We start from the raw sequence: 25,622 nt of genomic DNA, 5'->3' as shown, positions 1-25,622 counted from the left end.
ATACTATCTTTCAGTTGCTACTTTATCAATTTTTACTGATTCAAAAATAAATGGAATAGAGTGCCAATTTCCGTAGGTAGGTCTATTTCTATTTTCTTTTTCTACAACTTGTTGATAATTTACGATCAGAGCTTTAAAGCTTTCAACATTTTCTACATTAAAGATGCCCTTAACCTTATCGAAAAATCTTTTAGAAGTTAGTTTAATAAAGAAATCAAAATCTCTATATTCATCTTTATATAAGTAAGTGGTTGGAAACCACTTTTTATAATTCTTAGATTGCAGTTCTGAGATATAATGACATAATGTATCAGCAAAAATTATCTCCATTTTACTAATATTACTATTTAGATTAGTGATTATGTAGTGTCCAAAACCAGTAATTTTATTTTCCAGCTCTTTGTAATATTTTTCTAAATTTTGATTATAAGAGTATAGTTTAGGGAACTTTTCAAGGTCTGTATTTCTACCAGTTACATCACTAAAATAATAACCTGAATTTAATAAGTCAGAGACCAAATTATAATTGTTGTTTTTATAAGCAATTGCTATTGTATAAAGAAAAAGTTCTTGGAAAATTATTTTAAAACTTTCGAAATCCGATTCATAGTAGCTTCTAATATTTTCACCGAAATCTCTTGGTTTTTTATACAAGGAAGATTTTTCAAAAAAACTAATCAGTATTTCTACATCAAGATTATATTCATTTTTTGTAACTTTTAATAGGAATTCTATATAATCATTCCGCATTTCTCTATAAGAGGACAAATTGTTAATTAATAGTTCGCCAAATTCACCAATAGAACGAGGAGTACTGGTTAATTGAAAATTCCATAGATTATCTAAAAAAACGGTTAAGAAATCATTTGTTAAAGAATTGACCTTTAATGGATTTTTATTTAATTGGTTATCTAAACTTTTTAAATGAAAATATGTTTGGCTATCATGCTGTTTTTCCTCTGTGATATAGCTTGGAATATTTCCAAGTTTTGGTTTACGAATCTGAGGAGCATCCAATATGTTTCTAACTAAATTTTCATACTCTTCTTCATAGTATTCTTCTGTAGATAAATCAATATACTTTCTGGATTTTAAGAATGTTGGTAAATATGGTTTGTTTTCTTCATCTCTTTCAAAGACTATTGGAATAAATTTTTCCTGTTGGGTATTGCCATATATTTCAGGTGTCAATATCTGTGCTTCTGTACCAACACCACCTTTTCTTCCATCCGCTTTTAAGGAATAATTTTTATCGGAAATAATTAATACTTTATTTATTGTATTATCATTGACAATTGATTCCATGAAAAAATTTAGATCATGGCCGTCTTTTAAACTCCATTGATCTAAGATTACATCAATCCCGTCATTCATTAATCTTGTTCCAATTTCCCTTACTTTTTCCTGGTGTTCTTGTAATCCCCAGCTATAAGAAATAAATACTTTTTTTGTTTCCATTTAGTTTACTTAGTTTTATTATATAAAATTAAAAGATATTTGATTTTCTTTTTAATTCATTTAATGAATATATTTCTACATCTTTAACATTTTCAATTAGTTTCAAAGGAAGCTGAAATGATGAAACCAAAAATGATTTAACATTAAAACTTGTGAAATCATAGTTGAATCTTTGAGAAAGAATTTGCTTATTCTCTTTTACCCATTGTATTCTATTCAAATGTTTTGGTAATTGTTTTTCAATGTAATTCTGAATACTTACTGAAAATTCATAGATAATTTTAGTTTGTTTTGTATTTTTACATTCTATACAATAAATGATTTTTTTCTTTTTGTCAAAAACCAAAACATCAATATCGCCATAGTCTTTAATTTGCCCTTTGCGAGGAATTTTATATTCGTATGGAATAACTTCCAAATTAGGGTTTTCTTTAAGCCAATTCGCAACTTCATTTCTAAATTCTTTTCCTTTAATATTATTTCTATCTGCAAGGAATGAATTTATTTTTTTATACTGTGAATCTACTTTTAAGATTCCATTTAATAATGCATAATGTAAGTTTCCATATGCAGAATTAAGGTGTCTTGGTGAGAAAATTATTGTGTCTTCCTCATTTTCATTTTTTATTAATATAATAGGTCTAAGTAAATATGATAATTTTCTATTATAACGCCATGGAAAAATATCTGAATAATTATATCCTTTAGGAGGTTTACCAATATTTCCTCTTGATGTAAGAGCGAAATGATTTAAAAAACTGTCTATTTCAGAAAGTGATAAATTTGTTTTCTCTTCTAATAAACGAATAAAAGTTTTTTTAGATAGAATAAAGCATGATGTTTTATATTCTTCGATACAAATATGTGCGAGTTCATTGAATAATTTCAATGCAAGGTAAAACTCTATACCGTACTCTTCTTTAAATATATTGTCAATTCGATCAAAATACGAATCAGTTAAATTATCTGATGATTGGTTTGGATTATTATATATTTCTGAATACTCTGTTAGTTCATCTTTTTTAAATTCTAAGGAGAATTTGTTCATTTTATCAAATGATTCTTTAGAAACGCCTAACCTACCTGATGGCAGCAAACCAATTTTTGGGTTACCAATTTTTGATTCTATTAAATCAACAGTTGCTCCTAAAAATAAGACTTCATCCATCAATGCAATTAAAAAATCTATATCTGAATTATTTATAATTTTATTACCATCATAAACTTCTGCAGTTGCAAACTCTATTAAAGACCTTAAACATAATCCCGTTCTAATGATAGAAGAATCTTCATCCATAAACTCTTTGAATACATCTTCATATTTCCCATAACATTCATGATATGTTACCAATCTTAACCTATAAAAAGAATTACTATTTATAATTGATTCATGCCTTTCCATTAAAAATTTTACTAACTGAATTGAATTATAATTTTTCAATTCAGTTCTAATTTTATCTATCAGAGTATTTATACCAATTCTACATATTTCCTTCTTTTTTTCATCATTGGTAACATTTATCGGTATCTTAATTTTCATCCAACTAACCATATCTTCTAATACTATTGATGTACTGGCTTTATCTAATTTTTGTGGCTTATCAATGTATCTATTGTCTTTCGATATATCATAAATAGAATTTCCTGTAACTATCATTTTTTTCATTCCAATTGGCATATAAGTAGATATGATGAGACTTATATTTTCTGATGAAAGAGATATTCCTGAGATATTAAGAATCTCTGAAAGGCAATTCAATATCTTTTTCATAAGAATAATTTCACCTATATTATTATTTTGATTTAAGTAGAAAAAAAGATTTTTGGGGATTATTATTTCCACAATATTGCTTTCAAAATCTATTTCTGATCTAATAATAACATCATCAGGATTAGCGTATTCTTTGTTTAGTTCATACTCTGTTAAATCAAAAAACTCTGGATCAAAATCTATAATAAATGTAATAGGAAAAGAAATATTACTTTTTAAGAAGTCTTTTAAAGTAGGGAAAAATTCGTTTAACCAATACATTATGCAGTCTGTAAATGAATTTCCATAGGAATCTGCTTTCACGGCTTTTACCCACAATGGAACTTCATATCTTTCTAAAACTTGCTCTAAAATTCCATTGAAAATTCTATCAGAAGTATAGATAGGGAATAGTTTTCGAGTTTTAGTAACTGGTGAATAAACCCAATTATTATTAATTTTATCTAAAACCAAATGTCTATCGTTTTTTTGTAATGATTCAATTACTTTATTTCCCTGTATATCTAATCCAAAGGCAAGAAGTTGCACTGGCTGGTCATCACTTGGAAAGAAAGATTTTCCATTTTTTTCATACCATGAATAATATGACAATATAGAATAATGTGGTAAGATTTGAAGTCCTTTCTTTATTGCCCTTTTTTGTGCAAAAAGATAATTCCATAAGTCTAAATCTTTCAGATTATATAAATTCATTAACCTTTCTAAATCATGAAAAGAAAGCATTAATTGATAATCTATGAAATTCTTGTTTTCTTGATAAGAAAAGGATGGAGTTAATACGGCAAGACTTGCCACTATTGTGATATACATTGTACTAAATCCATCTTTTTCTTTCAAAATCTCTTTTAATTTTTTTGTGTTCTCAACATTTTTTCTACTAATGCTAAAATCTACAATTGCAATTTTATTGGAGTCAAATTGCCAAACTTGAAATTCATCAGAATCATCTTCCAAATCCAAATTCTTCCAACCCATTGAATAGAAAAAAAGACTTGTTTTATATTTAATGATATTTTCAAAAACTTTTTTGAGTTCATCATTTTGATTATATATTGTTATTTTATTGTTTATAAAATAATTTAAAGAATACATTTGCGAAGATGGAAGTGCCAAAATATATTCATCATCAACCTTTACAAAAGGCTTCTTTAATAATATAGAATCATCTGGGTTTTTAGCTTGTGGAATATCTTTAAGCAAAACCGAGAAGTTGTCAATTGTGTTGTCGGGTAATTTCAATGCTTCACATATTCGTTTTATTCCACTTTCAGGAAATACGAATATGTCGAGTTTTTCATTAGTCAAATAATCAGAAAAATGTATTTTTCCCTTATAATCATCTTTATGCTCATATCTTGAAATTTTTAGTCTTTTTGCTATATAATTATGAATAGTTAAATTAAAAAGAATTCCATTTTCTATTTCATTTAAATATTCCTTGGATATATTATTTTCATTTTTATATAAAGCTTCTATTAGTATTTGATTTGTTTCAGTACTATTATTACAAAGACCAGGAAAAACAATGTTATTGCCATTTTTAAACATTATTATCTCTGAAAAACAGCCTTCCGCTGGGTCTTCTCTATAATCTTCAGAAAATTCAACATCCAGAATATTATTAAATGTTTGGTAGTGAATTCTATTATCCAGTTTGTTAAAGTTGGAAATGATTGAATGTGTAATTTCTTCTAATCGAACTAATTTCGTAGCATTTTCAGGAATTAACTGCAGAAATGCGACTGTTTTTAAAAGTTCTTTAGAAGAGTTTTCTACAAGAAACTTCGTAAAGTAATTTTGATATTTAGCAAAGCCCTCAGTTACTTTTTTTATTCCACAGCAAAATTTTATTTTCTTTCCACTTCCACAAGGACAGGGATCATAGATATTTGGTTTCATAATTAGCAGTATATATAGGCTTTAATTTGCAGTATGATTATAGAATACTTGAAGTATCTATTAATTAAAGCGCAGATGGTAATTTACAAAGAAAAATAAAATTTAATGAAAATTTTTACGGTTTCCCATATAGCATCGACTTATTATATTTCAAGAAAAATTTTTATAAAAAATAATTTGTAAAATTTTATTCACTTACAAAGTCCCACGCCAAACAGCCCCCACTCATTCTCAGGAGGAAATCTCCGCCCACCACTCATAAGAAAACAAAAATTTTACAGGAACAATTATAAATTCAAGTTGAAAGCTGGGTTTATTTGTGCGGTAAATTTCAATTCTTGTGGTGTTATTTCTAACTCAAAAATCAAAACAATGGTAAGAATTATCAATTACAAAAAAAGACAAGCAGAGAACAGGGAATTCTTTGTACTTGAAGTGTCAGGAGGTATTGAAATGGTATTAAGCAAAACGACAGGAATGTATTATGCCACTTCTAAAAAAGCCACGATTACATCAACATTTAATGAAGAAACCTGTAAATCTTTAGTTGGCTCAGAATTTCCTGGCTCAATTGTTAAAGAAGAATGTGAACCTTATGAGTACACTATTCAAGATACAGGAGAATTCATTACATTATCTCACAGGTATGTTTACAGAGCAGAAGAACTAACTAATTCCAAAGTGAATTCAGTTCAAAGTAATTTTGCAATGACTGATTAAATTTCCTAAAATGTCCAAATTTTACTGTAGAGTCTTATATAGGTTCAGGTAAAATTTGGACATTTTTATTTTTTAGCTGCACAAAATTTCCTTTTATATAATATAGTGTAAGGAAAAAAGGTGCAGGAGAATTTAAAAACCCTTCGACTGCACCTGGATATATAAAATATATCAACTCCAGGTTTGGTGCGAAAATCTTCACAATTTCATTATTCATATTCGCAGATACCTGGAGATATAGATATGCATGATTGCTTTAATATCAATAAAATAAAAGATTTTCCTTATCCAGGTTTGATAGAAGGATATGTATAAATAGCTAAAATTTACTCAGGTAAAGTTTTAAACTTTAGAATCTCAAATGTTTCAATTTCTAACTTTTGAGCAATGATATAAAGAGTATATGCAGTAGGATTGGTATTTCCTGCTTCTAACCTGGACATATTAGACTTTTCAAAGTTGCATAAAGCAGCCAATTCAACTTGAGAAATGTTTTTCTTTTCTCTAAGCTGTTTGATACGCTTTCCTATTGCAACTTGATACTCTTTTTTATCCACTTTTTTGAATTAAATAATAATTAGAATACACTTTAACTACGGAAAACCGTAAGAAAATGTGATAAACTCTAACTCTATTTGTTTATTAATATTAATAGCCAAAAGTGGTCATAAATGATAATTGTATGGTTATCATAAATGATACATTTACTATATTTGAAAAACTTTAAAATTTATAAAATGAAGAAAATATTACCCTTATTACTATTCCCAGTTTTTTCGTTAGCACAAACAGCTTTTAATTCAGGTTACAATGATGGATATAAAGGTGGATATTGCTATGACAAGGGATTAAATTGCCAAAAGCCAATTTCTCCTATTGCTCCAGTTCCAAATGCAAATGAAAAAAGTACCAGCTACTATGATGGCTATAACAGAGGTTTTGCAGAAGGCTTGAATAAAGCAAAGGAATCTGAAACAGCTAAATACAAAACTTCTTCTGGTGAATTTATAGAAGATAAAATGTACAATCCTTATCAGAATATTAACAATGCAATTGAATTGGCAATGCTTTTAAAAGAATCAAAAGGTGTTGCAATAAACCATCTGGAGGATGGGGATTATCAAGGTGTTGCCAATATCTGTTATGCAGGATTAAAGGTTTCTCCTAAAGATTCGGAATTTATGTTATTACTTGCTCAGGCTTATAGGGACAGTGATAATTTGGAACAAGCTCTTAAATGGTATAAAAATGCTTATCAATACAGAAGAGGAGATAATAATCTCAAAGAACTGATTAAAAGTTTAGAGAAGTAATAATTAAAAGTATAATAATGAATCTTGGTTTCAACGATATTTTTTATTACATAAGCTTAATTGTCATTGGTGCTCCTGTGATATACTTTCTTACAAAGTCTGGGTTTTCATATCGGGAAGAAAAAAAGGCAGTTTTAACATCAATCTTTTTAACTCCAATCTTAATATTACTTTTAATGTCTGTCATTTTTGGTATAGATAAAACTACTAAAAATATTGGGCATTTATTTGGGGATTTTCTACACTTCTTAATCTATATAGTTATTGGACTCTTCTTCTTAGGGATTTGTTTGGTTATATTAGTTTTCCTAATTGCAGATAACAAAAAAGATGTTATTAAAAGTATAAAAGATAGAATTTTAAAAATTGGAAAAGGAATTGGAAGAAAAAATAAATAGATCACTTTATTGTCTAAAAGAACTCAACGGCAATCCTTTTACGTTACAAAAGATTGCTTATTGGCTGTATAAATACAACGATTTATACAAGGACGTTAAAAATTATTCTGAGAATCTTTGTGAGCAATGTCAGCGATGGAAAGCTAATGATTTGCCTTATGATTGTTTACAGGAAAGTGAGTATTGTACAAAGAGATTTAGGTATTTTACAGCCTTTTACGAAGAAGTTGAATATGGTGTTAAAATCCAGGAATTAGACGCAATTTGTAAAGTTGCACTTGAAGAATACAAAACCTACAACAATGATTCACAATTAAAAGATTGGTTGATAAAGTACTTTGATATTGGTTACAACAAACTGGCTATTTTCTATTATGACCATTTGGATTATAGCGTTAATAATGATGAGGTAATTCATCCTCATTTTGGGAATTCGCCAATAGGAGAATTCGGAGTTTGTATTGACAGAATGTATTATGAGAACCTTATTGAATTTGATGATGTATTTAAAATGCTATTTTATGAGAGAAAAATATATCCAGAAAAACTAAGAGAAATAGAAAAGGAAATGCAGAAGATAGTTACACCTATGATTCCAATTTCTAAAATTGATTAACAGCCACCTTTGAGGTGGTTTTTTTATACCCTTACATTAATGAAAAAAGATATTTATGATTACTTAATTTTTAGACTTGACAGTGAATATACAGAATACGAATTTGACTTAATTTCTATTCCGCCTTATGAATTTATTGAGAATGGATTGTCATTAGAACCTTATGAATATTTTGGTGAGATTAATGAAATGTTAGAACTAAAGACAAAACATATTCTTATGTATTTTAATGCCGATGTATTGATGAGAGTAGAATTCCTATATCCAGGTGACATTTTAGATTTTTTAAAACAGAAATTAGAAGAGATGCAGGATATTGAGTTACCAGAATATATGATGTTGATTCTGAGAAAGGATAAGAAATTCTCTGTATTGATGTATCAGAATAAGCTATTACAAAACAATTTAAACTAAAAAATGAATAATATTATATCAGAAGTTTCTGAAATCCAGGTTTCTTATAAACCTAACAAAATGGTAAGTTCAAAGATTACTACAAGCTTTGATGCTGTTCAAATTATAAGAAAGTTTTGGAATGAAGACACAATAGAAATGCAGGAGGAAGTAAAAGTAATCTTGCTTAATAATTCAAACTTTGTATTAGGAATCTATAATTTATCCAAAGGTGGAATAACAAGTAGTTTAGTAGATGTCAGACTTGTATTATCAGTAGCATTAAAATGCTTGGCTCCAGGGATCATATTAATTCATAATCATCCAAGTGGAAATTTAAAACCAAGTTCCACAGATTTGAACATTGTAAAGAAATTAAATGAAAGCTGTAAACTTATGGATATTACTTTATTTGATAGCATCATCATAACAAAAGAAAGTTATATGAGTTTTGCTCATGATGGATTATTGTAATGTTGCAAATATTGCAGATTTTGCAAGTTTACATTAGTTGGGAGAGTAATTATTTTTGCTGCAACATTACTGCAACACTTAGATTATATCAATGAATAAAAATAAAAATAAATGAAAAGGTTTGAGATTTTATTTGTCAGTAAATTATTGAAAAACAGATGAATATAAATAAATGCAAAAGATTGAAAATTATATTTAATCGTCTCATAATCAGGTGGTCCCTGGTTCGAGCCCAGGTGGGACCACAACAAATGAAGCCGCTTACAGTAATGTGAGCGGTTTTTTATGTCTTCAGAAGAAAAATATATTAGCAATTACCAGGACTATAATTATTTTGTTCTTCTATAAAAAAGGGCAAAGCCAATTATAATAAGCATAATACTTATACCATAAATACTATATTGTTCCAGACTGATATTCAATAAGCCTGAAATTTTTTCTTTCAATATTTCGGAATCGAAAATATTGGTAAGTATTATTAAATTAGTTACAGGATGCATTGAAGATTTTTTAAGTGGGAAATACTGTTAATAGGTTAAACTGTGAAATTTTTCCTCCACTTAGCAATCGTATTTCTACTCAGTTTAAAATGGCTTGCCAATTGGGAATTATTCAGCTTATTTTTTTTCTGATAATTTAAGATCTCTAAAACTGCGGATTGGTCATAAGACCTGTGTTTTTGGTTATTGATAAATTCTTCTTTATCATTTATACCAAAAATGATCTCATTGATTTTAATGATATCCAGTACAGATATTTCTTTTTTCTCCAGTATAGATTTGCATTTTTTTTCTTTTTCAGGATATTTTTTCGAAATTATATCCGTGTATATGCGTTTGTAATCGGGTAAATTTGCTTTTTTCATAATTATGTTGTGTTTAGATCGTTATTATGTTTTTCAATCGGGAGTTTCCGAATTTTCATCTGCATTGTATTTATTTATCCATTTATATAATGTAGTTTTAGGAATTCCATAATATTCTACGGCTTCTTTTTTTGTTTTTTCACCGGTGCTAATTTCCTCTAAAATAAAATTGATGATATCTTTTGTGTAAATATTTTTCCGGAACTGCGGCAGGACCATATTTTCGTTTTTACTATTTTTCACTTGTGGTGCGTATAAAATCAGATGCTGAGAATAGAATCTGAAAAAATCATATTTTAATAGTTTAGACCATTTAAGCATATCATCAGAATTCATATTCTTTTGTTTAAACATGTTCATAATTTCCTCTTCCGTAAGCTTAAAAAACTTGCAGATTCTATCAATAGAAATATTTAATTCCTGATGTCTGGCTTTAATAAGCCTTCCGATATGTATTTTTTTTAAATCAAGCATAATTGGAATTGAATTTGTTTTTCTTTTAAATCTTATTAGAATTGAGAATCATATTAACAGATGTCAAATAATTTTCATTGAATCTGCATATTATAGTGGTGTTGCTATGATATCAAGCCTGTCATATGGAGATCCTCCAATAGTTGCTTTTATGCCCTGAATATTATCAAAAGCAAAAACAAATCCTTTTAATTCAACTGAATAACTGCCAGGGCTCAGAACAACAGAATATTTTCCTTTCGGGTAATAAGTACCTTTGCTATAGGTCGCTGCTAGATTTGTAAAAGGCAATGTATTAGCTGACATAACATCATTCACTATAAATGGACTGCCGGAAGGAAGGGTTTTCCATATTAAACGGGCTCCTAATTGCTTGTCTGACCCATCGGTTATGCCAGTTCCGGAAGTATTTACGATGTTGTCTATTCCCAGCTGATACGAAAAAACAACTAAAGAGGTCTGCGAAATCGTAAAACTTTTAGTAAGTAAGTTGTTTGTATAGCTTGCCGTATTGTTTATAGAAGACAACGTTTGGGCAGAAGATACGGCATCTGCTCCGTCACTGCCTGCCAATACCTGTGGCAATAGTGATGTGCTTGAATTCGTAGTGATAATTCCGGAAGCATCTGCTGTCATCACTTTTGTATTAGTGGTATTCGTTCCGAGACCATCCAAGCGTATCGTACTTGTGGTATGGAGCTGTGCTGAAGGATTAGGCGTTCCAATGCCAACATAACCGTTATCAAGGACAGTGACCATTTCTGATGGACTTGAATTACTTATTTTTAAGGCTTTTGTTGTATTGCTGTTTCCTTTGCTTACAATATCCAGCATTGCCGATGGCAGATTGGTATTTATACCTATCTGGCAATTGTAAAAGCTGGAAACCAAAGAAAAAATAAAAAATGCCCAATTAAAATTATTCATCATTATACTGAGATTTATTAAAAATTATTGTACGGATGTTGCTGAAATATCAAGTCTGTCATATGGAGAGCCTCCAAAAGTTGCCCTGATTCCTTGAATGTTATCAAAAGCATTTAAGAAACCCTGCAGTTCAACAGTGTATGCTCCCGGAATTAAAATAATAGAACAGCTATTTGCCTGATAAAAAGTTCCGCTTGTATAACTACTGTTTGTATTTGAAATGGGTATTGCATTCGTGCATAATATTCCATTCACAGCGAATGAACTGCCGGCAGGTAAGCTTTTCCATATCAAATTAGCCCCGATTTGTTTTGCTGCTCCGTCATTAAAAGTATTACTTCCGGAAGAAGTCAATATATTGAGAACACCCAAACTATAAGAAAAAGTAACTAATGAAGTTTGTGAAACTGTAAAACTCTTGGAGGTTAAATTATTTGTATATCCAGGGGTATTATTGATAGAAGATATAGTTTGCGGCGTAGTTACCGCATCTGCACCATCTCCACCGGCAAGAATTTGTGGAAGTAACGTATTGGTCAATCTTGTGGTAACATTACCGGCAGTGTCGGTAGTCAGTATTTTTGTATTGACAGTATTTGTTCCTAAGCCATCCATTCTTACGGCACCGGTAGTATGTAATTGTGCAGTAGGATTTGCAATACCAATACCTACATTACCATTATTAAGAACGGTAACCATTTCTAAAGCGCTGGAATTATTTACCTCCAGTGCTTTTGTTGCTGATGTATTTCCTTTGCTTACAATATCCAGAGAAGCAGAAGGGCTGCTGGTATTAATCCCTACTTGAGAGAAGGTGAAAACACCGCAGATAAAAAAAGAAAAGAATGCTATTTTTTTCTCCATAACAGAATGTATTTTGTTTTAGCGGCAAAACTATTATATTCAGATATGATGACTATAAAACCATGGCTGACAATTTATGATAAAATCTGTCAGAGCTGTCTGGTTGTATTTTAATTATCTTATTATCAATTTGTTGTGTTTTTTTTTGTTTTGTGCTGCGAGACTGGAATTTATTGCTGTATCCTAATAATTCTAAACGTTTTTGTAATATCAGTACCTGGAACATTGACAAGAACCCCTGAGCTTGATACATAAGAATTGGCTGCAGCCGGTTTGTATATGACCACTCTCAAAAGATCATTTGATGAAAAATGATGAATAAAGTTTGGAAACGAAATAGTTTGAGTTTTGTTGGCTGCATTTTTTTCTATGGGAGTACTATTGGAGAAAATCGTATTCCATAGGAGTCCGTTGTTAGAAGAAGACTGAAGAGCGACAATTACTTGGGAAGAATTTCCAGCTACAAGTACATTGACTTTAAAATTGAGTGCTCCTGAGATCTGATAGTAAGAATCTGTTAAAAACGTTAAAGTATTCCCTGTTAATTGGATATCACTAGTATTATTTACATAAACATCAGCCGACTGCCAGGGAACGGTCACTGGCTGGCTTAAATTGATGCTCGCTAATTCTGCTACGCTAAAGTCCTGTTGTGTTTTTGATGATAATACATAATCGATAGGCGTTTTTAAAGTTCTGATTTCCGGTAGATTACTAATACTTTCCCAAATAGTAGAATTCCAAACCACCAAAGAATTTGCTTTGATCAGAGTATTTCCGCTTCCGGATGCCGTTTTATTATAAACAAGCATACCTGTTGGAGGTGACGCAATGGTAGATGCATCGGTATTGCTTGTAAGGTTTACACGCGGTGGCAGAAAACCTTTTTTAGGAGTAATAGAACTCACGTCCAAATCCAAAACAGATGATGAATTTGGGGTTGTGGTACCTATTCCTACTTGGCCCATACAGAGGTATGAGAATATGATACATACAAGTATTATTATTTTTTTCATCTTAGTTTAATTTTTGAATTTTTAAAACCTTACCATAATTAAGTCCGGTTGCGGCACTTATACTTGCGCTATTTCCGTGGTTTGTGCCAGTTGTTTTAAAGACAGTACATCGGATCAGATTATTCTGTGCTAAGGGGACTACTATGGGAGCAACATTATTAGTTCTGCTGTTTTCTGTAAGCCCATTACCCCATACACCGACCGTTTTTGCCAAAGGTGACCAGGTGCCTCCGTTATCTGTGGAAATTTGGATGGTAAACTCCATATTCGTTGAGGTTGTTAATGAAAGAATTTGAGGATTGTATCCAATATATCCGGAGATTTCATAATTCCCGGAATTATTCACTTTAAAATTATTTTCGTTCAAAAGAGAAATATTATTCCCGGTATTCAAAATGATTGAACCTGCTGAAAAATCAACCAATACCGGAGCAACATTTACATTATCTGATCCTGATATTGGGCTTTGCGGAGTAGTAACACTATTATTGCCTTCCGCAAGAAAAAATATTTGAGGTAACAGTTCTTTTTTTACTTCTGTTATGTTGGCAAGATCAATCCAATTGCTGCCATTCCAGTAATAATACGTATTAGCGAGAACAGCCGTAGTTCCGGACCCGTTGTCTGTCGTATTATAGACCGTTAAACCTGCTGCCGGATTGGTAATGGTTACTATATCTGTGTTGCTTAATAAGGCAACCCGTGGTAGAAGAACCCCTTTTTTATTGTTGGCAGGTAAATTTGATACATTCAGTTCAAGTACTGCAGAACTGTTAGGAACAGAGGTTCCTATTCCTACTTGGGCCGTAATAAATGATGATATCGAAAGAAAAAAGAAAAATTTTAGAGCTTTCATAATTATTTTATGTTGTAATCTAGTAACTGTATTTGAAGTCCCTTAGAAGTTGGAATATTATTAGCTGCATCAATTCCTATATAGCAATTGCCTGCGCCGCAGTGGTCATTCGAAGCCGTTGAATTAAATGGATTAGCAATGACAAGTCTTATCCTGTCCCCTTGATTTAACTGAAGTGGTGTTGCAAGTAAAATAGCTGTTTTTAAAGTGCCGGCTCCGTCTTCACCCCATCCCGATCTTGATCCTATTGCATTATTCCATGTAGCTCCATTATCCGTAGATTTCTGAATCTTCAAATTGAGGAATGCTCTTTTTTGATAACTGGAAGCAGGAACACCTGCTGTGGTGGCCATTGGGTTATAATTAACGAAAGCAGAAAACTCATAAATTCCCGTTACATTTGCGGTGAAAGTTGAGCTTGTACTATTAAAAGTAATAATGTTTTTAACGTTAATAGAAGGAGTTGTAAAGGTAACGACATTGTCATTAGGCGTGCCTGTTGCAATATTCATGTTTGCAGAAGTGAAGGTTTGATTATCGCTGCCCTCAATATAGAATATTCTTGGATTTACAGCTTCCTGAACGGCACTTGTATACACTAAACGCTCCCAATTAGTACTATTCCAGTAATAGAAGTTATTGGCATCTACTTCGTTAGGATAAACACCCGCATTGGCTGTATTAAAAATTAAAAGACCGTTTGCCGGATTCGGAATAGTAGAAACATCATTAGCTCCGCTAAGTGATACTCTGGGGGGTAAAAATCCTTTTTTAGTGGTTCCGGAAATTCCCGGAGGAGAATCTGCGCTTACCTCCAAAATTGCAGAGGTATCGGGAGTTATGGTATTAATCCCTACATTTTGCGCACACAATAAGTTCATTGCTAAAATCGCAAATAAATTTTTCTTCATTAATAAGTGTTTAAATAATTAATTTTTTAGAAGTTATTAATAGAGCCCAGAAATTACAAAATGACTCATTTTTTAGGAAAAAAATCATTTCTAATGCTGGAATACTATTCGATTTTACTGTAAATTGTTGAGAGAACTCAGTGTTATTTAAATCTGTTTTGAAGATTAAAATTCGTGAAATTGCAACGAAGTGCTAACTTTTTTGTTATCATCCTTATGTTATTTGTGTTGTTTTTGTAAATATAACAATTTTGTCATATTGAAATTTTTTTATTTCCTTTTTTTTTAAAACTGAAATAAAAGCTGTCTCTTTTTTCATAAATAATAAGTGAAAAAAAGTGGAGTTATTGCGTGATGATCGAAGAGACAGCGGATAATAAAAAAAATAGCGAAAAAGAAAAATCAGAAGAAATTTTCGCTAATGCTTAGTGTATTATTAACAAAATATTGAGAAATTAGATGTTTTAGACTCCCATTATGAGGACAGATGTGTTTAATAATTGCATGTTTTTGGTTAGTCGTTACAAAATATCATCTAATAGTTTGTTATAATAAGGTGTTTAATTTTATCAATGCAAAACTACCATTATGGAGTATAAAATTCATACAATGTCACCTGATATTTTATGATAAAAACTGTCAAAGCTATTTGAGTGTGTGTTATTTATAATTTGTTTGAATTTTCATCAACCATTTATAAATATTTTCAGAACTGTCAATATTGAGTTTTTTTCTTATTCTGTATTTTCTGCTTTCAACGGAACTTACGGAGGTTTTCTTTAATACTGCGATCTGTTTTGTGTCAAAATTTAATTTCATTAAGGCGCAGTACTCCAGATCGGATGGAGTAAGTTGAGAGCTTATTGATAAAAGTGTTTGATTGAATGCCGGAAATATTTCAGAAAATTTAAGATAGAAAGACTTGTCATTATTTTGAGCTAATTCAATAATATGATCCAGTCTGTTTAGATCTGTGTCCTCCGGTTTATTTTCCGGCGACAGATCTGAAGAGGTTTCATCTGCCACTTTTTCTTGTTCAACCGGTATTATTGTTTCCTCTTTTGAATCTGTTTTTTTTCGGACAAAGAAAAAATAGGATAGAAGTAGTAATACGATGATAAGAACGGGGATAACATAAAAAAGCAAATGGTTTTCATTGTTCTCTGTATGCTCTGATGGAATGTTATCAATTATTTTCTTTTCAGCATCGGCAAGGCTGTCAGTTATCTTTTTTGCTTTTGTAAGATAGAATGCCTGATTTTTGTAATCCTGAAGGCCAAGGTAGGATTCTGCAATTCCCGAATAACTTTCGATTAACTTTGAAGGCAGGATTTTATATTCTTCCGAAAGATGTATTGAATGATTAAAATATTCAATCGCTTTATCATAATTTCTTTTTTTGTTTTCGATATTTCCTTTAAGGGTAAAGAATGAAATATACTCAACGCTATTTTTTTCATTTTTGGTTAGCGCTTCAAACTCAGTTAAATATTTTTCAGCCTCAGGGATTTTATTTTGAAGAAGATAGATAGATGCTATATTCTTCACATTTTTAGCGAGATATTTATTTTTCTGAGGAAATACATCACTTAACGCCTTAGATTCTGCATACGCCTTATCATAATAAAACCTGACAGAATCATATTTATTAGGGAGTGTATTTTCTTTATCTATAGTGCTTGCTGTCTGTCTGAAAATATTTGATCTGGCGATATGTTGTCTGTCTGTTTCTGCAATTTGATTGGCTATAGATAAAGCTTTACGACAGTTTTCTCTTGATTTATCATAATATCCTAATTCCTGGTAAATGCCGCTTTCCAATGTAAGCAGATCCGACCATATGACATAGTTGCTGGTGTTTTCAGCAAGAACAAGTCCTTCATTAATTTTGCTTAGACTTTCTTTATAATTTTGCTCATTCTGATAAATCTCAGACATCTTCACCAGTGCTCTTAGAGTTCCCCTGTCGTAATTTATGCTTTTGGATTGATAGTAAACTTCAGTACATAATCTTAACATCTCTTTGCTTCCTTTTTCAGCATATGAATGTTTACTGACAGCCAGATTCCATAAGCTGTCAATAGATTTTTCCTGAGATGACTGCCCGTTGATTAGGCTGTAAAAAAGAAAAATAAAACAAAAAATATATTTAGATCTCATTTAGAAAATTATAAAACAAAATTAACTTTTTTAAAGATTGTTTTTTATTAATATAGTTAAATCAATTTACTAGTTTAATATTCAATACATTGAAAACGTAGGAGTTTAATATGTGTTGTCAAGAAGGTTATTTATTTTTAGGCTGGTAAAACAAATCTAGTGCTAATTAATGCAATTCTGTTTTTTAGTGTACCGGAAAGTTATTACTTTTGAAGATGTAATGATCGGGAACGAAAAAATTGAAGTGGCTAATTCAGATGAATGAACATTAAATTACAGTTTTTTAATATTCTGATAATACATACAAACTTATACAAATAATCAAAAAAAGAGACGATGTCAATAACAAATGAACAGGAATTAATAGGAATGCAGAAAGCAAGTGAAGCGGTTGCCTATACCTTGAAGGAAATGATTAATTATGCTCAGCCTGGTATGACGACAAAAGATCTTGATGAATATGGAGCGAAAATTCTTTCCGGTTTTGGAGCAAAATCTGCTCCTTACCTGACGTATGGATTTCCGGGCTGGACATGCATTAGTGTTGATAATGAATTTTGCCACGGCATCCCAACAGATCAGAGAGTGTTGAAAGAAGGAGATTTAATCAATATTGATGTATCAGCAGAACTCAATGGATTCTGGTCAGATAATGGAGGTTCTTTTATTATCGGAAAAGACATTAACCAGCATCAGAAATTAGTGGATGCTTCCAAAGATATTTTACAGAAAGCAATCAATTCAATAAAAGGAGGAGTGCGAATTGCAGACATCGGATTTCTTATGGAAACGGAAGCTAAAAAAAGAGGATTTAAGGTGATTAAAAACCTTGCTGGACATGGGATCGGAAGAAGTTTACATGAGCAGCCTGATGAATTGCTGAATTACAGAAACCGTTTTGATAACAGAAGATTCAAAAAGAATTCTGTGGTGGCTATTGAAACATTTATCTCAACCACTTCCAATAATGCAGTAGAATTGAAAGACGGATGGACGATGGTGGGTAATAAAGGAGGATATATGGCGCAACATGAACATACGATTGTGGTGACCGATGGTAAGCCTATTATTTTAACGCAGATGAATGAGATATTAAATTAATTACAGCACCTATTTTTTGTTTCACAACATCGTAAATATAATAAACAAAGCCTCTGAGTAATAAGAGGCTTTGTTTATTAATATTGGTTTTATACCAATATGCTGTATTTTTTATCTGTTAAAAAGCGCAATAAGAAGAATCTATTGGACGGCAGGTCCCTTTAGCGCAACAAAATTTTTCTCCGCAATGTTGCTCTTCATTGCAATTGATAAGTCCTCCCTTAATCGTTTTTAAATTTTCTCGTGAAATTTTGGTGAAATTTTTCATATTTTTTAGTTTATAGTGAGTTGCTAATATATAAATAAATCCAACGTAAGGTTTTTTTATTTTCCGCCGCCGCCATTCTTTTCAAGATCGGTTTTGGTGTTGTCTTTTACTTTCTGGTTTCCGAAACGTTTTACGAATGAAAGAGAAACTCCATACCAGTCCCATTTTGATGAATTTCGTACCGTTCCTGTTTCACTGAAGGTCGTGGCATCATAATTAGGCCTTTTGAAAATATTCATGAGCTGTAAGCTGGCTTCCATTTGTGTTTTAGGAAATAATTTGGTAACAGAAATATTGTGGAAAACATTGGCCTTGTTGGCATAAGAATTCCCGTTATTTTGGTTTGAAATTTCAACCCATGCACTCACATTGATATTCTTGTTAAAAAGATTGGTATAAGAGATATTCGTAGAACCACTCAGATAGCTGATGTAATCTTTGGCGCTATCCAGTTTATTTTTTGCATTAAAATCACTGTTGTCGTTATAGTACCATCCAAGACCCACATTCACACTCAGCTTATTCTTTAGGAAAGTCTGGTTGGTATTGGCATAGAGGTAATATTTTTCAACTTTTCCAGTGAAATTACCCGGATAAGTGATTGTTTTATTATTTTCAACGGTATAAGTCGTCCAGTAATCCTGGTTGGTAAACATATACCTTGCAGAAATGAAATACTTTTTCAGGATTCCGAATTTCATGACGATTCTGTCACTTGGGTTAGGATCAAGATCCATATTTCCCCGGGAATAAATTCCTTCATTATTAGGGATAAGGAAAGGATTGAATTCTGTGTACCATGGGCGCCAGATATTCCGGTTATAAGTAAGGCTTAAATCATACTTGTCCGAAAAAGAATATTTCAGCAAAATATTAGGAAGAAAATTGCCATAAGACTCTTTTCTGTGGGTATCTGCGACGTCCTGTTGCAATTTGAAGTGAGTATTCTCATACCTGATTCCGAATCTTGTTTCAAGCTTTTTGAAAAAAGTCTTGCTGTAATTCAGATAAATGGAACTAATATTATCCTGATACCTGAAGTTATCATTTCTTCGAAGATCACTGTTCTCCGGAAGCTCCAGGCTGTTTCCATACAGGTCATAAGGCACCACATTATTATTAAAATCTATTTTTCCACCAGCTTCCAGTGTACCGCCCTTACCCAAAGGTTGAGTGTAATCTACTTTCAGATAATAATTACGGGTTTGGTTAAGGCTGATAATTCCTGTTTCTCTGGGAATAGGTGAAGTGCTTACGTATTTGATAATATCGTTATTATCTGACTGTGACTCATAATTGGTGCCCAGATTGATGTCTAAGATTCTGTTTTTTTCCTTATCGTAATACTTATAAAATAGGTTGGTTCCCAACATCCGGTTAAGCCCTGATGAATTCTGGTTTTGAATATAAGAATCCTGAAATTCATCATTCATATAATGCATATTTTCTGCATCGGAAAAAGAAGATCGTTTGCTTTGATAATATTCCAGAATAAGCCCGATTGTATTTTTATCATTCAAAGCGAATTCCGAAGTAGAAGATAGAGAAGGACTCTGACCCTTATCTGTGGTTTCGCTATTAATATATTTAACATCATTGTCTTTGTATAGCGTGTAGGTATTGTAGTTTTTTTCTACATGCGTATTATTACTGTAACTTCCGATTAAAGTCTGTGTGAATTTTTTCTTGTGGTAATTCAGGTTGAGGTTGGTGTACTGAGAGTTTTTCGTATTCTGTCTATTGTTGAAGGTTACGCTGCCTTTCATACCTTCATCATCCCTTTTTTTAAGAACGATATTGATCACAGATCCGGCACTTTCATAACGTGAAGACGGGCTGGTAATCACCTCAATTTTCATTAAGTTATCAGCAGGAATAGTAGCAAGGTATTCTTTTAATTCCTTCCCTGTAAACACAGATTTTCTGTCATTAATATATACTGTAACAGATTCGCCTTCCGCTTTTATGGCGTCATTATTATCAATACTTACCAAAGGAGTCATTCTTAATACATCCCAGGTCGTATTTCCTGCCAGAATAGAACTGTTGGCTACATTAAAAACGGTTCTGTCGGCTTTAGATTCTACCGTCGCCTTTCTGGCAACGAGCGTCACGGCTTCTATTTCTTTCTGTTTAACAATGGTATCTTTTTCTGCCTGAGCAAATGTTAAAGAGGCCATTAATAAAGCGATGGTGGATATAATTATTTTCACGAAGTTTTAGTTTTCTCTTATAAGACACTTATCATAGGCGGTATGTTACACCGAAAATGAGGAAATATTGAAATAAGTACTGAAATACAGGCATTAACAAGTGTTGTGTGATTTTAATATTCATAACCAATAAATCATTTCATTGTTTTTACTGTTGGGTTTTGTGATTTCTGAAATGAAAAATATATAAATAAAATAAAAAAGCAACACATGTAAAATTTACTTATTGAGAGAATATCATTACCGTTTTATTTAATAATTTATGGTTGTTGGGATATAATTTGGGGTTTTTCATCTTTCTCCATAAATTTTATAATTAACACCTTAACAGGGGAAAAGCAGTATTCATCATGTGTTTCATTGTGATTAATTTAATTTTTTATTCATTATTAAGTGTATTTATTATTTATTACGTGTTTTTATTATTTTATATGCAAAAGTTTGTAACTTTAATAGAATGAAAATATACTGATATGAAAAAACTTTAAATAATTGGTAAACCGGAATGTATTTTATAACCTATGAGATTAACGGAAAAACATATAAAGATAAAATGATGAAAAAATAATTGATGAAAGAAACCTTTAACACCATGTTAGAGGTTTTTTTATGGGTTGATGAAATATGAACAGCAACCACTTGCGAAAATATAAAAGCAGATGTATGTGCATGTACGATTCCTAATTCTGAACGGAAAAACTTTTGCAGCTGCATTCTGTATTCTGTATTCTCCTTGGAGCGAGTAAGAGAATAGGTAACTGTCGTTTTTTATAATAATTCCATAAATTCAGACTAAATCCTTATCATTGATGAGGATTTTTTGAAGTGTAAACAAAATATTTTTTACATTTGAGAAAACAATATAATATGTTGAATCATAAAATTTCCTTACTTGGATTTATTTGTGCAATCGATTGCATTTTTGGAGTCAGTAAGATGAAAGCACAGAGTTACATTCAGGTAAAAAATACATTGGATTTTGTCAGGAATGAAGTGGTTTCCGTTCGTGTATCACAATTGAAATCATTTTTAAACAGCAATAAAGAAGGAGATCTGAGGATTAAGGACGAACAAAATAACTTCCTCACAATCCAGTGGATCGATTACGATGGTGATGGAAAAAGCGACGAACTTCTTTTCCTTGCTGCTGTTGAAGAAAAGAAAACAAACATCTATACTATAATTGCAGATGGAAAAACTCCGGTTCCTGAAAGTCCTGTAACGACATACTCACGATTGGTTCCGGAAAGAGTAGATGATTATGCCTGGGAAAATGATAAAATCGCCTTCAGAGTGTATGGTCCGAAAGGCCAGCAGGAAGCACTGCGGGGAATTAAAAGCAGTACGCTTTCCAGTGGAGTGGATATCTGGTTGAAAAGAACAGAAAAACCGATCATCAACAAATGGTACAAAGGATATCTTACCGATCCGATGTTTTATCATAAAGATACAAGAGGTGAGGGGTACGATCCTTACCATGTAGGAAACAGCCGCGGTACAGGAGGGATCGGCATCTGGTCCAAAGACAGCCTGCAGGTTTCCCAAAACTTTGTAACCTCCAAAACGATTGCAGAAGGTCCGTTGCGTACTGTTTTTGAACTCACTTACCATCCTTGGAGTGAATACGGAGTAACAGAAACCAAACGTATTTCATTAGATATCGCTTCTAATTTCTCTAAGTTTGAATCCAATTTTACCGCAGAAAAAAAAGTACCCAATTATACCATTGGAATCACTTTGCATAACAACGAAGGCGAGACTCTATTAAACGATAAAAGTGGATGGTATCTTCACTGGGAAAAAATTGATGATGCCTTCGTCGGAGAAGGGATTGTAGTAGACCCTGCTATTGTGGAAAAAGCCTGGGCCAGAAAATCTGAAGTGGCCGACCAGAGTAATTTATTGGTAGTCACAAAACCAAAGCAAAAATTAGTGTATTATGCAGGATTTGCGTGGCAGAAAAATGGCCAGATCAAAACCAAACAGGACTGGGAAAATATCCTGCAGAAACAATCTCAGAGTATCTCAGCTCCTTTACTTATTAAGATTAAATAATGTCTAAAACAATGAAATTAACAATCTACACAGCGGTTTTTACGGTAGTTTCCATCAATTTGTCCGCTCAGGTAAAAGATACGCTGGCAGAGAAAATGGTATTGTACCAGCTTCCTAATGGAGGTTGGGGAAAACAACTTGACGATAAATCTGTCGTTAACTACAATCTTCCCGTAGATAAATCCCTTTTAAAAAAAATAAAAGCAACCGGTGATGATCATGCCACCATTGATAACAATGCAACTTCCCGGGAGATCAACGGATTAATAAAAGCTTATCAGACCACAAGAAATCCCGACTACCTGAAAGCCGCAGAAAAGGGAATAAGTTATCTTTTGCTGATGCAGTATAACAACGGAGGTTTTCCACAGTATTATCCTAACGCCGGATTATACAGAAAGCAGATTACCTACAATGATAATGCAATGATCAATGCCCTTACCGTGCTTTACAATACAGCCGAAAGTAAAAATGATTTTGATCCGGTAGATCCGAAATTAAAAGAAAAGGCAAAAGCGGCAGTACAAAAAGGAATTCTTTGTATTTTAAAAACACAGGTCCTTCAGAATGGCAAGCCTTCGATCTGGGCAGACCAGTACAACGAAATAACATTGCAGCCCGATAAAGCAAGAGCTTTTGAACCAATTTCGCTGGCAACAGGAGAATCTGTCAATATTGTGCGGTTTCTGATGATGCAGCCTATAACCCCGGAAATTGAAAAATCGGTACAGTCTGCCATTCAATGGTTTCAGCAGAATGATATAGAAGGGTATAGTTATAATGTAGGAAAGCAGAACGGGAAAACCGTAAGAATTTTAGCAGAAGATAAAAATTCCGTGATCTGGGCAAGATTTTATGATATCAGTACCAATAAACCTTTGTTTGGAGACCGTGATGGAAGCGTAAAATATAATTATAACGAAGTGTCTGAAGAAAGAAGAAACGGCTACAGCTGGTTCGGAGACGCTCCTCAGAAACTGATTGACAAAGAATACCCGAAATGGCTGCAGAAAAACAATATTTCTCAATAGTTGCAGAGGAGATTTTGTATCATTTAAAATTGGATTCTGCTTAATTTTCAGGAGATTAAAACAAGATATTCACATTATAAAAAAGACTGAGAACTACTTCTCAGTCTTTTTTTATCCTTGTGTATTTAAATTCCTTTATTTTAAAATGCAGTACAGATATTTCCGGTTAAGGTAGCTCCGGCATTTGCTGTAACATCTGCTTTTACAGAAGAAACAGATAGTGCTCCGATTGAATAAGGCGGGGTAAATGCAGTACCGCTTCCTGCTGTATTTCCGGTAACATTGGTAAACGTATTTCCTGTTGCTGTTACCGCAGTATAGCCACTCATAAGGTTGATCGGTTCTTTTACATTTTCAAAAACATTTCTGTCAACAAGAATATTGGCCTGTACTCCTGCCGCAATACATTTATTGCTTACAGTACTGTTGAAATAGCTGTTGATGATATGGATTTTACCAAATCTTACCCTTGGCATTCTTTCCCTGCATCCCGGAGCCCACCAGCATCGTACGAAAGTTACATTAAGTTTTCCTGCATCTGCTGTTGCGCCATCACTTGATCCGATAAGATTGGAAAACCTGTGGTCATCCGTTCCTCCTGAACCGCCTGCTTTTGGTGCTTTCAGGTAATGGAATTTAGTATAGGAAACCGTCACAAAATCAGATTTATTTTTAATGTCAAAATTTCCGTCTACGCCGTCTCTGAATTCACAATGATCGATCCATACATTTCTGCAGTCATCTAAAATGGCATTGTCCCAGCCATCTGTGTCGTACGCTCCCGGTCCTTCAAAGATGAGGTTTCTGATGATGATGTTTTCACACCTTTTAATATTGATAATTCCCGATCCGTCTTTTGTCTGATCTGTAGAAACCAGTTTGGCACCGCTGGTCCCGTAAATGGTTTTACCGGTTTGGTCCTGAAGAGACAGACGGGTTGTAATGGTGATGGTTCCTGTTACCTTAACCACTTTTACTGCGGTGTTTTCAATTGCTGCTTTAAGCTGCGCATACGTGGTAACGGTAGTTTCTGCGGCAGTACCACCTCCTGTTGTACCACCATTTTGAGAAGCCCATCCCGGAGCAATGCAACCGGCAAGAGGAACAATGGCATTGGTTTCTAATGAATTGCTGAAATTAATGGCATTGGGATTTTCTGTTAATTCGCTTTTGATATCCTCCTGACCGCAGCCGGTTAAGGCAAAAGCTGAACTTAGAGCTACCGTTAACAGGATCGCTTTAAAATTGAGTTTCATAGTGTAATAATTTTATATGATTAATGTTGTAAAAACATTTAAATCTAAACAACATAGTTGTGGTTTTGTCTATAACAATAGGATTTTACGCAGATTTGGGAGGATGAGAAGAATATAAAAAACACGATCACCGGATGGTAATCGTGGTATGATTTGGAAGTACGGGAAATATAATCTGTTTAACGGACTTTGATAAATTATTTTTCACCAATCTTTATTTTAAAGCGCGATAAAATCCTCTCTAAAAGGTGTGAAAGCATCCACCAGCTGTCCTTCTTCAAGACATTTTACCCCATGGAAAATATTAGGTTGTGCGAAAAATCCATCCCCTTTCTGCAGGATTTTCACTTCGTTATCTACCGTTACTTCAAATGTTCCGGAAGCTACATACGTGATCTGCGAATGAAAATGCTGATGTAAAGTTCCAACGGCACCTTTTTCAAATTTCACAATGACCATCATCACCTGGGAGTTGTATCCTACAAATTGACGGGATACCCCGTCTCCAAGGTCTTCCCATTCAGAATTACCATCAAAGAAGGGTTCTTTTTTAAACTGCATTTTTCTTATTTTTTAACTGATG

The 25,622-nt window shown here is 32.4% G+C and carries 24 protein-coding genes; 9 read left to right on the top strand and 15 right to left on the bottom strand.

Annotated features, from left to right (window positions below; all coding sequences use genetic code 11):
- Positions 1 to 3: 3 nt before the first annotated feature.
- Both SB679_RS17235 and SB679_RS17230 read right to left on the bottom strand, forming a co-directional pair.
- Positions 4 to 1,458, bottom strand: coding sequence for a toll/interleukin-1 receptor domain-containing protein (locus SB679_RS17235; protein ID WP_410703517.1), 1,455 nt, complete (start codon positions 1,456 to 1,458; stop codon positions 4 to 6).
- 28 nt (positions 1,459 to 1,486) lie between these two features.
- Positions 1,487 to 5,128: a YecA family protein gene (locus SB679_RS17230; RefSeq protein ID WP_410703516.1), complete on the bottom strand. Its 3,642-nt coding sequence runs from the start codon at positions 5,126 to 5,128 to the stop codon at positions 1,487 to 1,489.
- Positions 5,129 to 5,500: 372 nt separating this feature from the next.
- On the opposite strand from SB679_RS17230, the gene SB679_RS17225 reads away from it, so the two are divergent.
- Positions 5,501 to 5,848, top strand: a complete 348-nt coding sequence (locus SB679_RS17225) for a hypothetical protein (protein ID WP_410703515.1) — start codon at positions 5,501 to 5,503, stop codon at positions 5,846 to 5,848.
- 326 nt (positions 5,849 to 6,174) lie between these two features.
- On the opposite strand, the gene SB679_RS17220 is transcribed toward SB679_RS17225, so the two are convergent.
- Complete coding sequence (locus SB679_RS17220) at positions 6,175 to 6,405, bottom strand: helix-turn-helix domain-containing protein (protein WP_410703514.1); 231 nt, start codon at positions 6,403 to 6,405, stop codon at positions 6,175 to 6,177.
- A gap of 180 nt (positions 6,406 to 6,585) precedes the next feature.
- Here SB679_RS17220 and SB679_RS17215 point away from each other — a divergent pair, with 180 nt between their 5' ends.
- From SB679_RS17215 to SB679_RS17195, 5 genes are read left to right on the top strand one after another with little or no spacing between them, the layout of a single operon-like run.
- Entirely contained in the window at positions 6,586 to 7,161 is a 576-nt protein-coding gene (locus SB679_RS17215) for a tetratricopeptide repeat protein (protein ID WP_410703513.1), read from the top strand.
- Positions 7,162 to 7,178: 17 nt separating this feature from the next.
- On the top strand, positions 7,179 to 7,559 hold the full coding sequence (locus SB679_RS17210; RefSeq protein ID WP_410703512.1) for a hypothetical protein: 381 nt from the start codon (positions 7,179 to 7,181) through the stop codon (positions 7,557 to 7,559).
- Positions 7,528 to 8,175: a hypothetical protein gene (locus SB679_RS17205; protein WP_410703511.1), complete on the top strand. Its 648-nt coding sequence runs from the start codon at positions 7,528 to 7,530 to the stop codon at positions 8,173 to 8,175. Before SB679_RS17210 ends, SB679_RS17205 begins: the two co-directional genes overlap by 32 nt.
- Before the next feature lie 39 nt (positions 8,176 to 8,214).
- Positions 8,215 to 8,589: a hypothetical protein gene (locus SB679_RS17200; RefSeq protein WP_410703510.1), complete on the top strand. Its 375-nt coding sequence runs from the start codon at positions 8,215 to 8,217 to the stop codon at positions 8,587 to 8,589.
- A 3-nt stretch (positions 8,590 to 8,592) separates the two neighbouring features.
- Positions 8,593 to 9,042: a JAB domain-containing protein gene (locus SB679_RS17195; protein WP_410703509.1), complete on the top strand. Its 450-nt coding sequence runs from the start codon at positions 8,593 to 8,595 to the stop codon at positions 9,040 to 9,042.
- 535 nt (positions 9,043 to 9,577) lie between these two features.
- Here the strand turns inward: SB679_RS17195 and SB679_RS17190 are convergent.
- From SB679_RS17190 to SB679_RS17155, 8 genes are all read right to left on the bottom strand, one after another.
- The gene (locus tag SB679_RS17190; RefSeq protein ID WP_410703508.1) at positions 9,578 to 9,907 is read right to left on the bottom strand and encodes a helix-turn-helix domain-containing protein; all 330 of its coding nucleotides are present in this window, start codon (positions 9,905 to 9,907) and stop codon (positions 9,578 to 9,580) included.
- 33 nt (positions 9,908 to 9,940) lie between these two features.
- A complete protein-coding gene (locus SB679_RS17185; RefSeq protein ID WP_410703507.1) occupies positions 9,941 to 10,381 on the bottom strand; it encodes a transposase in 441 nt (146 codons plus the stop codon).
- 90 nt (positions 10,382 to 10,471) lie between these two features.
- A complete protein-coding gene (locus tag SB679_RS17180; protein ID WP_410703506.1) occupies positions 10,472 to 11,311 on the bottom strand; it encodes a hypothetical protein in 840 nt (279 codons plus the stop codon).
- A gap of 21 nt (positions 11,312 to 11,332) precedes the next feature.
- Positions 11,333 to 12,172 carry a hypothetical protein gene (locus SB679_RS17175; RefSeq protein ID WP_410703505.1) on the bottom strand — a complete coding sequence of 280 codons (840 nt, stop codon included), beginning with the start codon at positions 12,170 to 12,172 and terminating at the stop codon, positions 11,333 to 11,335.
- A 170-nt stretch (positions 12,173 to 12,342) separates the two neighbouring features.
- Positions 12,343 to 13,188, bottom strand: coding sequence for a hypothetical protein (locus tag SB679_RS17170; protein ID WP_410703504.1), 846 nt, complete (start codon positions 13,186 to 13,188; stop codon positions 12,343 to 12,345).
- A gap of 1 nt (position 13,189) precedes the next feature.
- Positions 13,190 to 14,044 (bottom strand): hypothetical protein, encoded by an 855-nt coding sequence (locus SB679_RS17165; protein WP_410703503.1) that lies wholly within the window; start codon positions 14,042 to 14,044, stop codon positions 13,190 to 13,192.
- 2 nt (positions 14,045 to 14,046) lie between these two features.
- Positions 14,047 to 14,955 carry a hypothetical protein gene (locus SB679_RS17160; protein WP_410703502.1) on the bottom strand — a complete coding sequence of 303 codons (909 nt, stop codon included), beginning with the start codon at positions 14,953 to 14,955 and terminating at the stop codon, positions 14,047 to 14,049.
- A 660-nt stretch (positions 14,956 to 15,615) separates the two neighbouring features.
- Positions 15,616 to 17,115 (bottom strand): tetratricopeptide repeat protein, encoded by a 1,500-nt coding sequence (locus tag SB679_RS17155; protein WP_410703501.1) that lies wholly within the window; start codon positions 17,113 to 17,115, stop codon positions 15,616 to 15,618.
- A 336-nt stretch (positions 17,116 to 17,451) separates the two neighbouring features.
- Here SB679_RS17155 and map point away from each other — a divergent pair, with 336 nt between their 5' ends.
- Complete coding sequence (gene map, locus SB679_RS17150; RefSeq protein WP_410703500.1) at positions 17,452 to 18,216, top strand: type I methionyl aminopeptidase; 765 nt, start codon at positions 17,452 to 17,454, stop codon at positions 18,214 to 18,216.
- 118 nt (positions 18,217 to 18,334) lie between these two features.
- Here the strand turns inward: map and SB679_RS17145 are convergent, their stop codons facing one another.
- Both SB679_RS17145 and SB679_RS17140 read right to left on the bottom strand, forming a co-directional pair.
- A complete protein-coding gene (locus SB679_RS17145; RefSeq protein WP_410703499.1) occupies positions 18,335 to 18,484 on the bottom strand; it encodes a bacteriocin-like protein in 150 nt (49 codons plus the stop codon).
- Between the two features lie 56 nt (positions 18,485 to 18,540).
- Positions 18,541 to 20,697: an outer membrane beta-barrel protein gene (locus tag SB679_RS17140; protein WP_410703498.1), complete on the bottom strand. Its 2,157-nt coding sequence runs from the start codon at positions 20,695 to 20,697 to the stop codon at positions 18,541 to 18,543.
- Between the two features lie 867 nt (positions 20,698 to 21,564).
- Between SB679_RS17140 and SB679_RS17135 the strand changes: the two genes are divergently transcribed.
- Together SB679_RS17135 and pelA are read left to right on the top strand one after the other, a co-directional pair.
- Entirely contained in the window at positions 21,565 to 22,752 is a 1,188-nt protein-coding gene (locus SB679_RS17135) for a DUF4861 family protein (RefSeq protein ID WP_410703497.1), read from the top strand.
- A gap of 11 nt (positions 22,753 to 22,763) precedes the next feature.
- A complete protein-coding gene (pelA, locus tag SB679_RS17130) occupies positions 22,764 to 23,783 on the top strand; it encodes a pectate lyase (RefSeq protein ID WP_410703495.1) in 1,020 nt (339 codons plus the stop codon).
- A gap of 140 nt (positions 23,784 to 23,923) precedes the next feature.
- Here pelA and SB679_RS17125 read toward each other — a convergent pair whose 3' ends face one another.
- Positions 23,924 to 25,039 (bottom strand): pectate lyase, encoded by a 1,116-nt coding sequence (locus tag SB679_RS17125; protein WP_410703494.1) that lies wholly within the window; start codon positions 25,037 to 25,039, stop codon positions 23,924 to 23,926.
- Positions 25,040 to 25,258: 219 nt separating this feature from the next.
- Positions 25,259 to 25,600, bottom strand: coding sequence for a cupin domain-containing protein (locus SB679_RS17120; protein ID WP_410703493.1), 342 nt, complete (start codon positions 25,598 to 25,600; stop codon positions 25,259 to 25,261).
- Positions 25,601 to 25,622: the final 22 nt, after the last annotated feature.

It is taken from the genome of Chryseobacterium sp. SIMBA_029, assembly GCF_046535275.1.
Classification (GTDB): domain Bacteria; phylum Bacteroidota; class Bacteroidia; order Flavobacteriales; family Weeksellaceae; genus Chryseobacterium.
The sequence above is the reverse complement of the archived record's forward strand: the minus strand, read 5'-3'. Positions and strand labels throughout refer to the sequence as shown.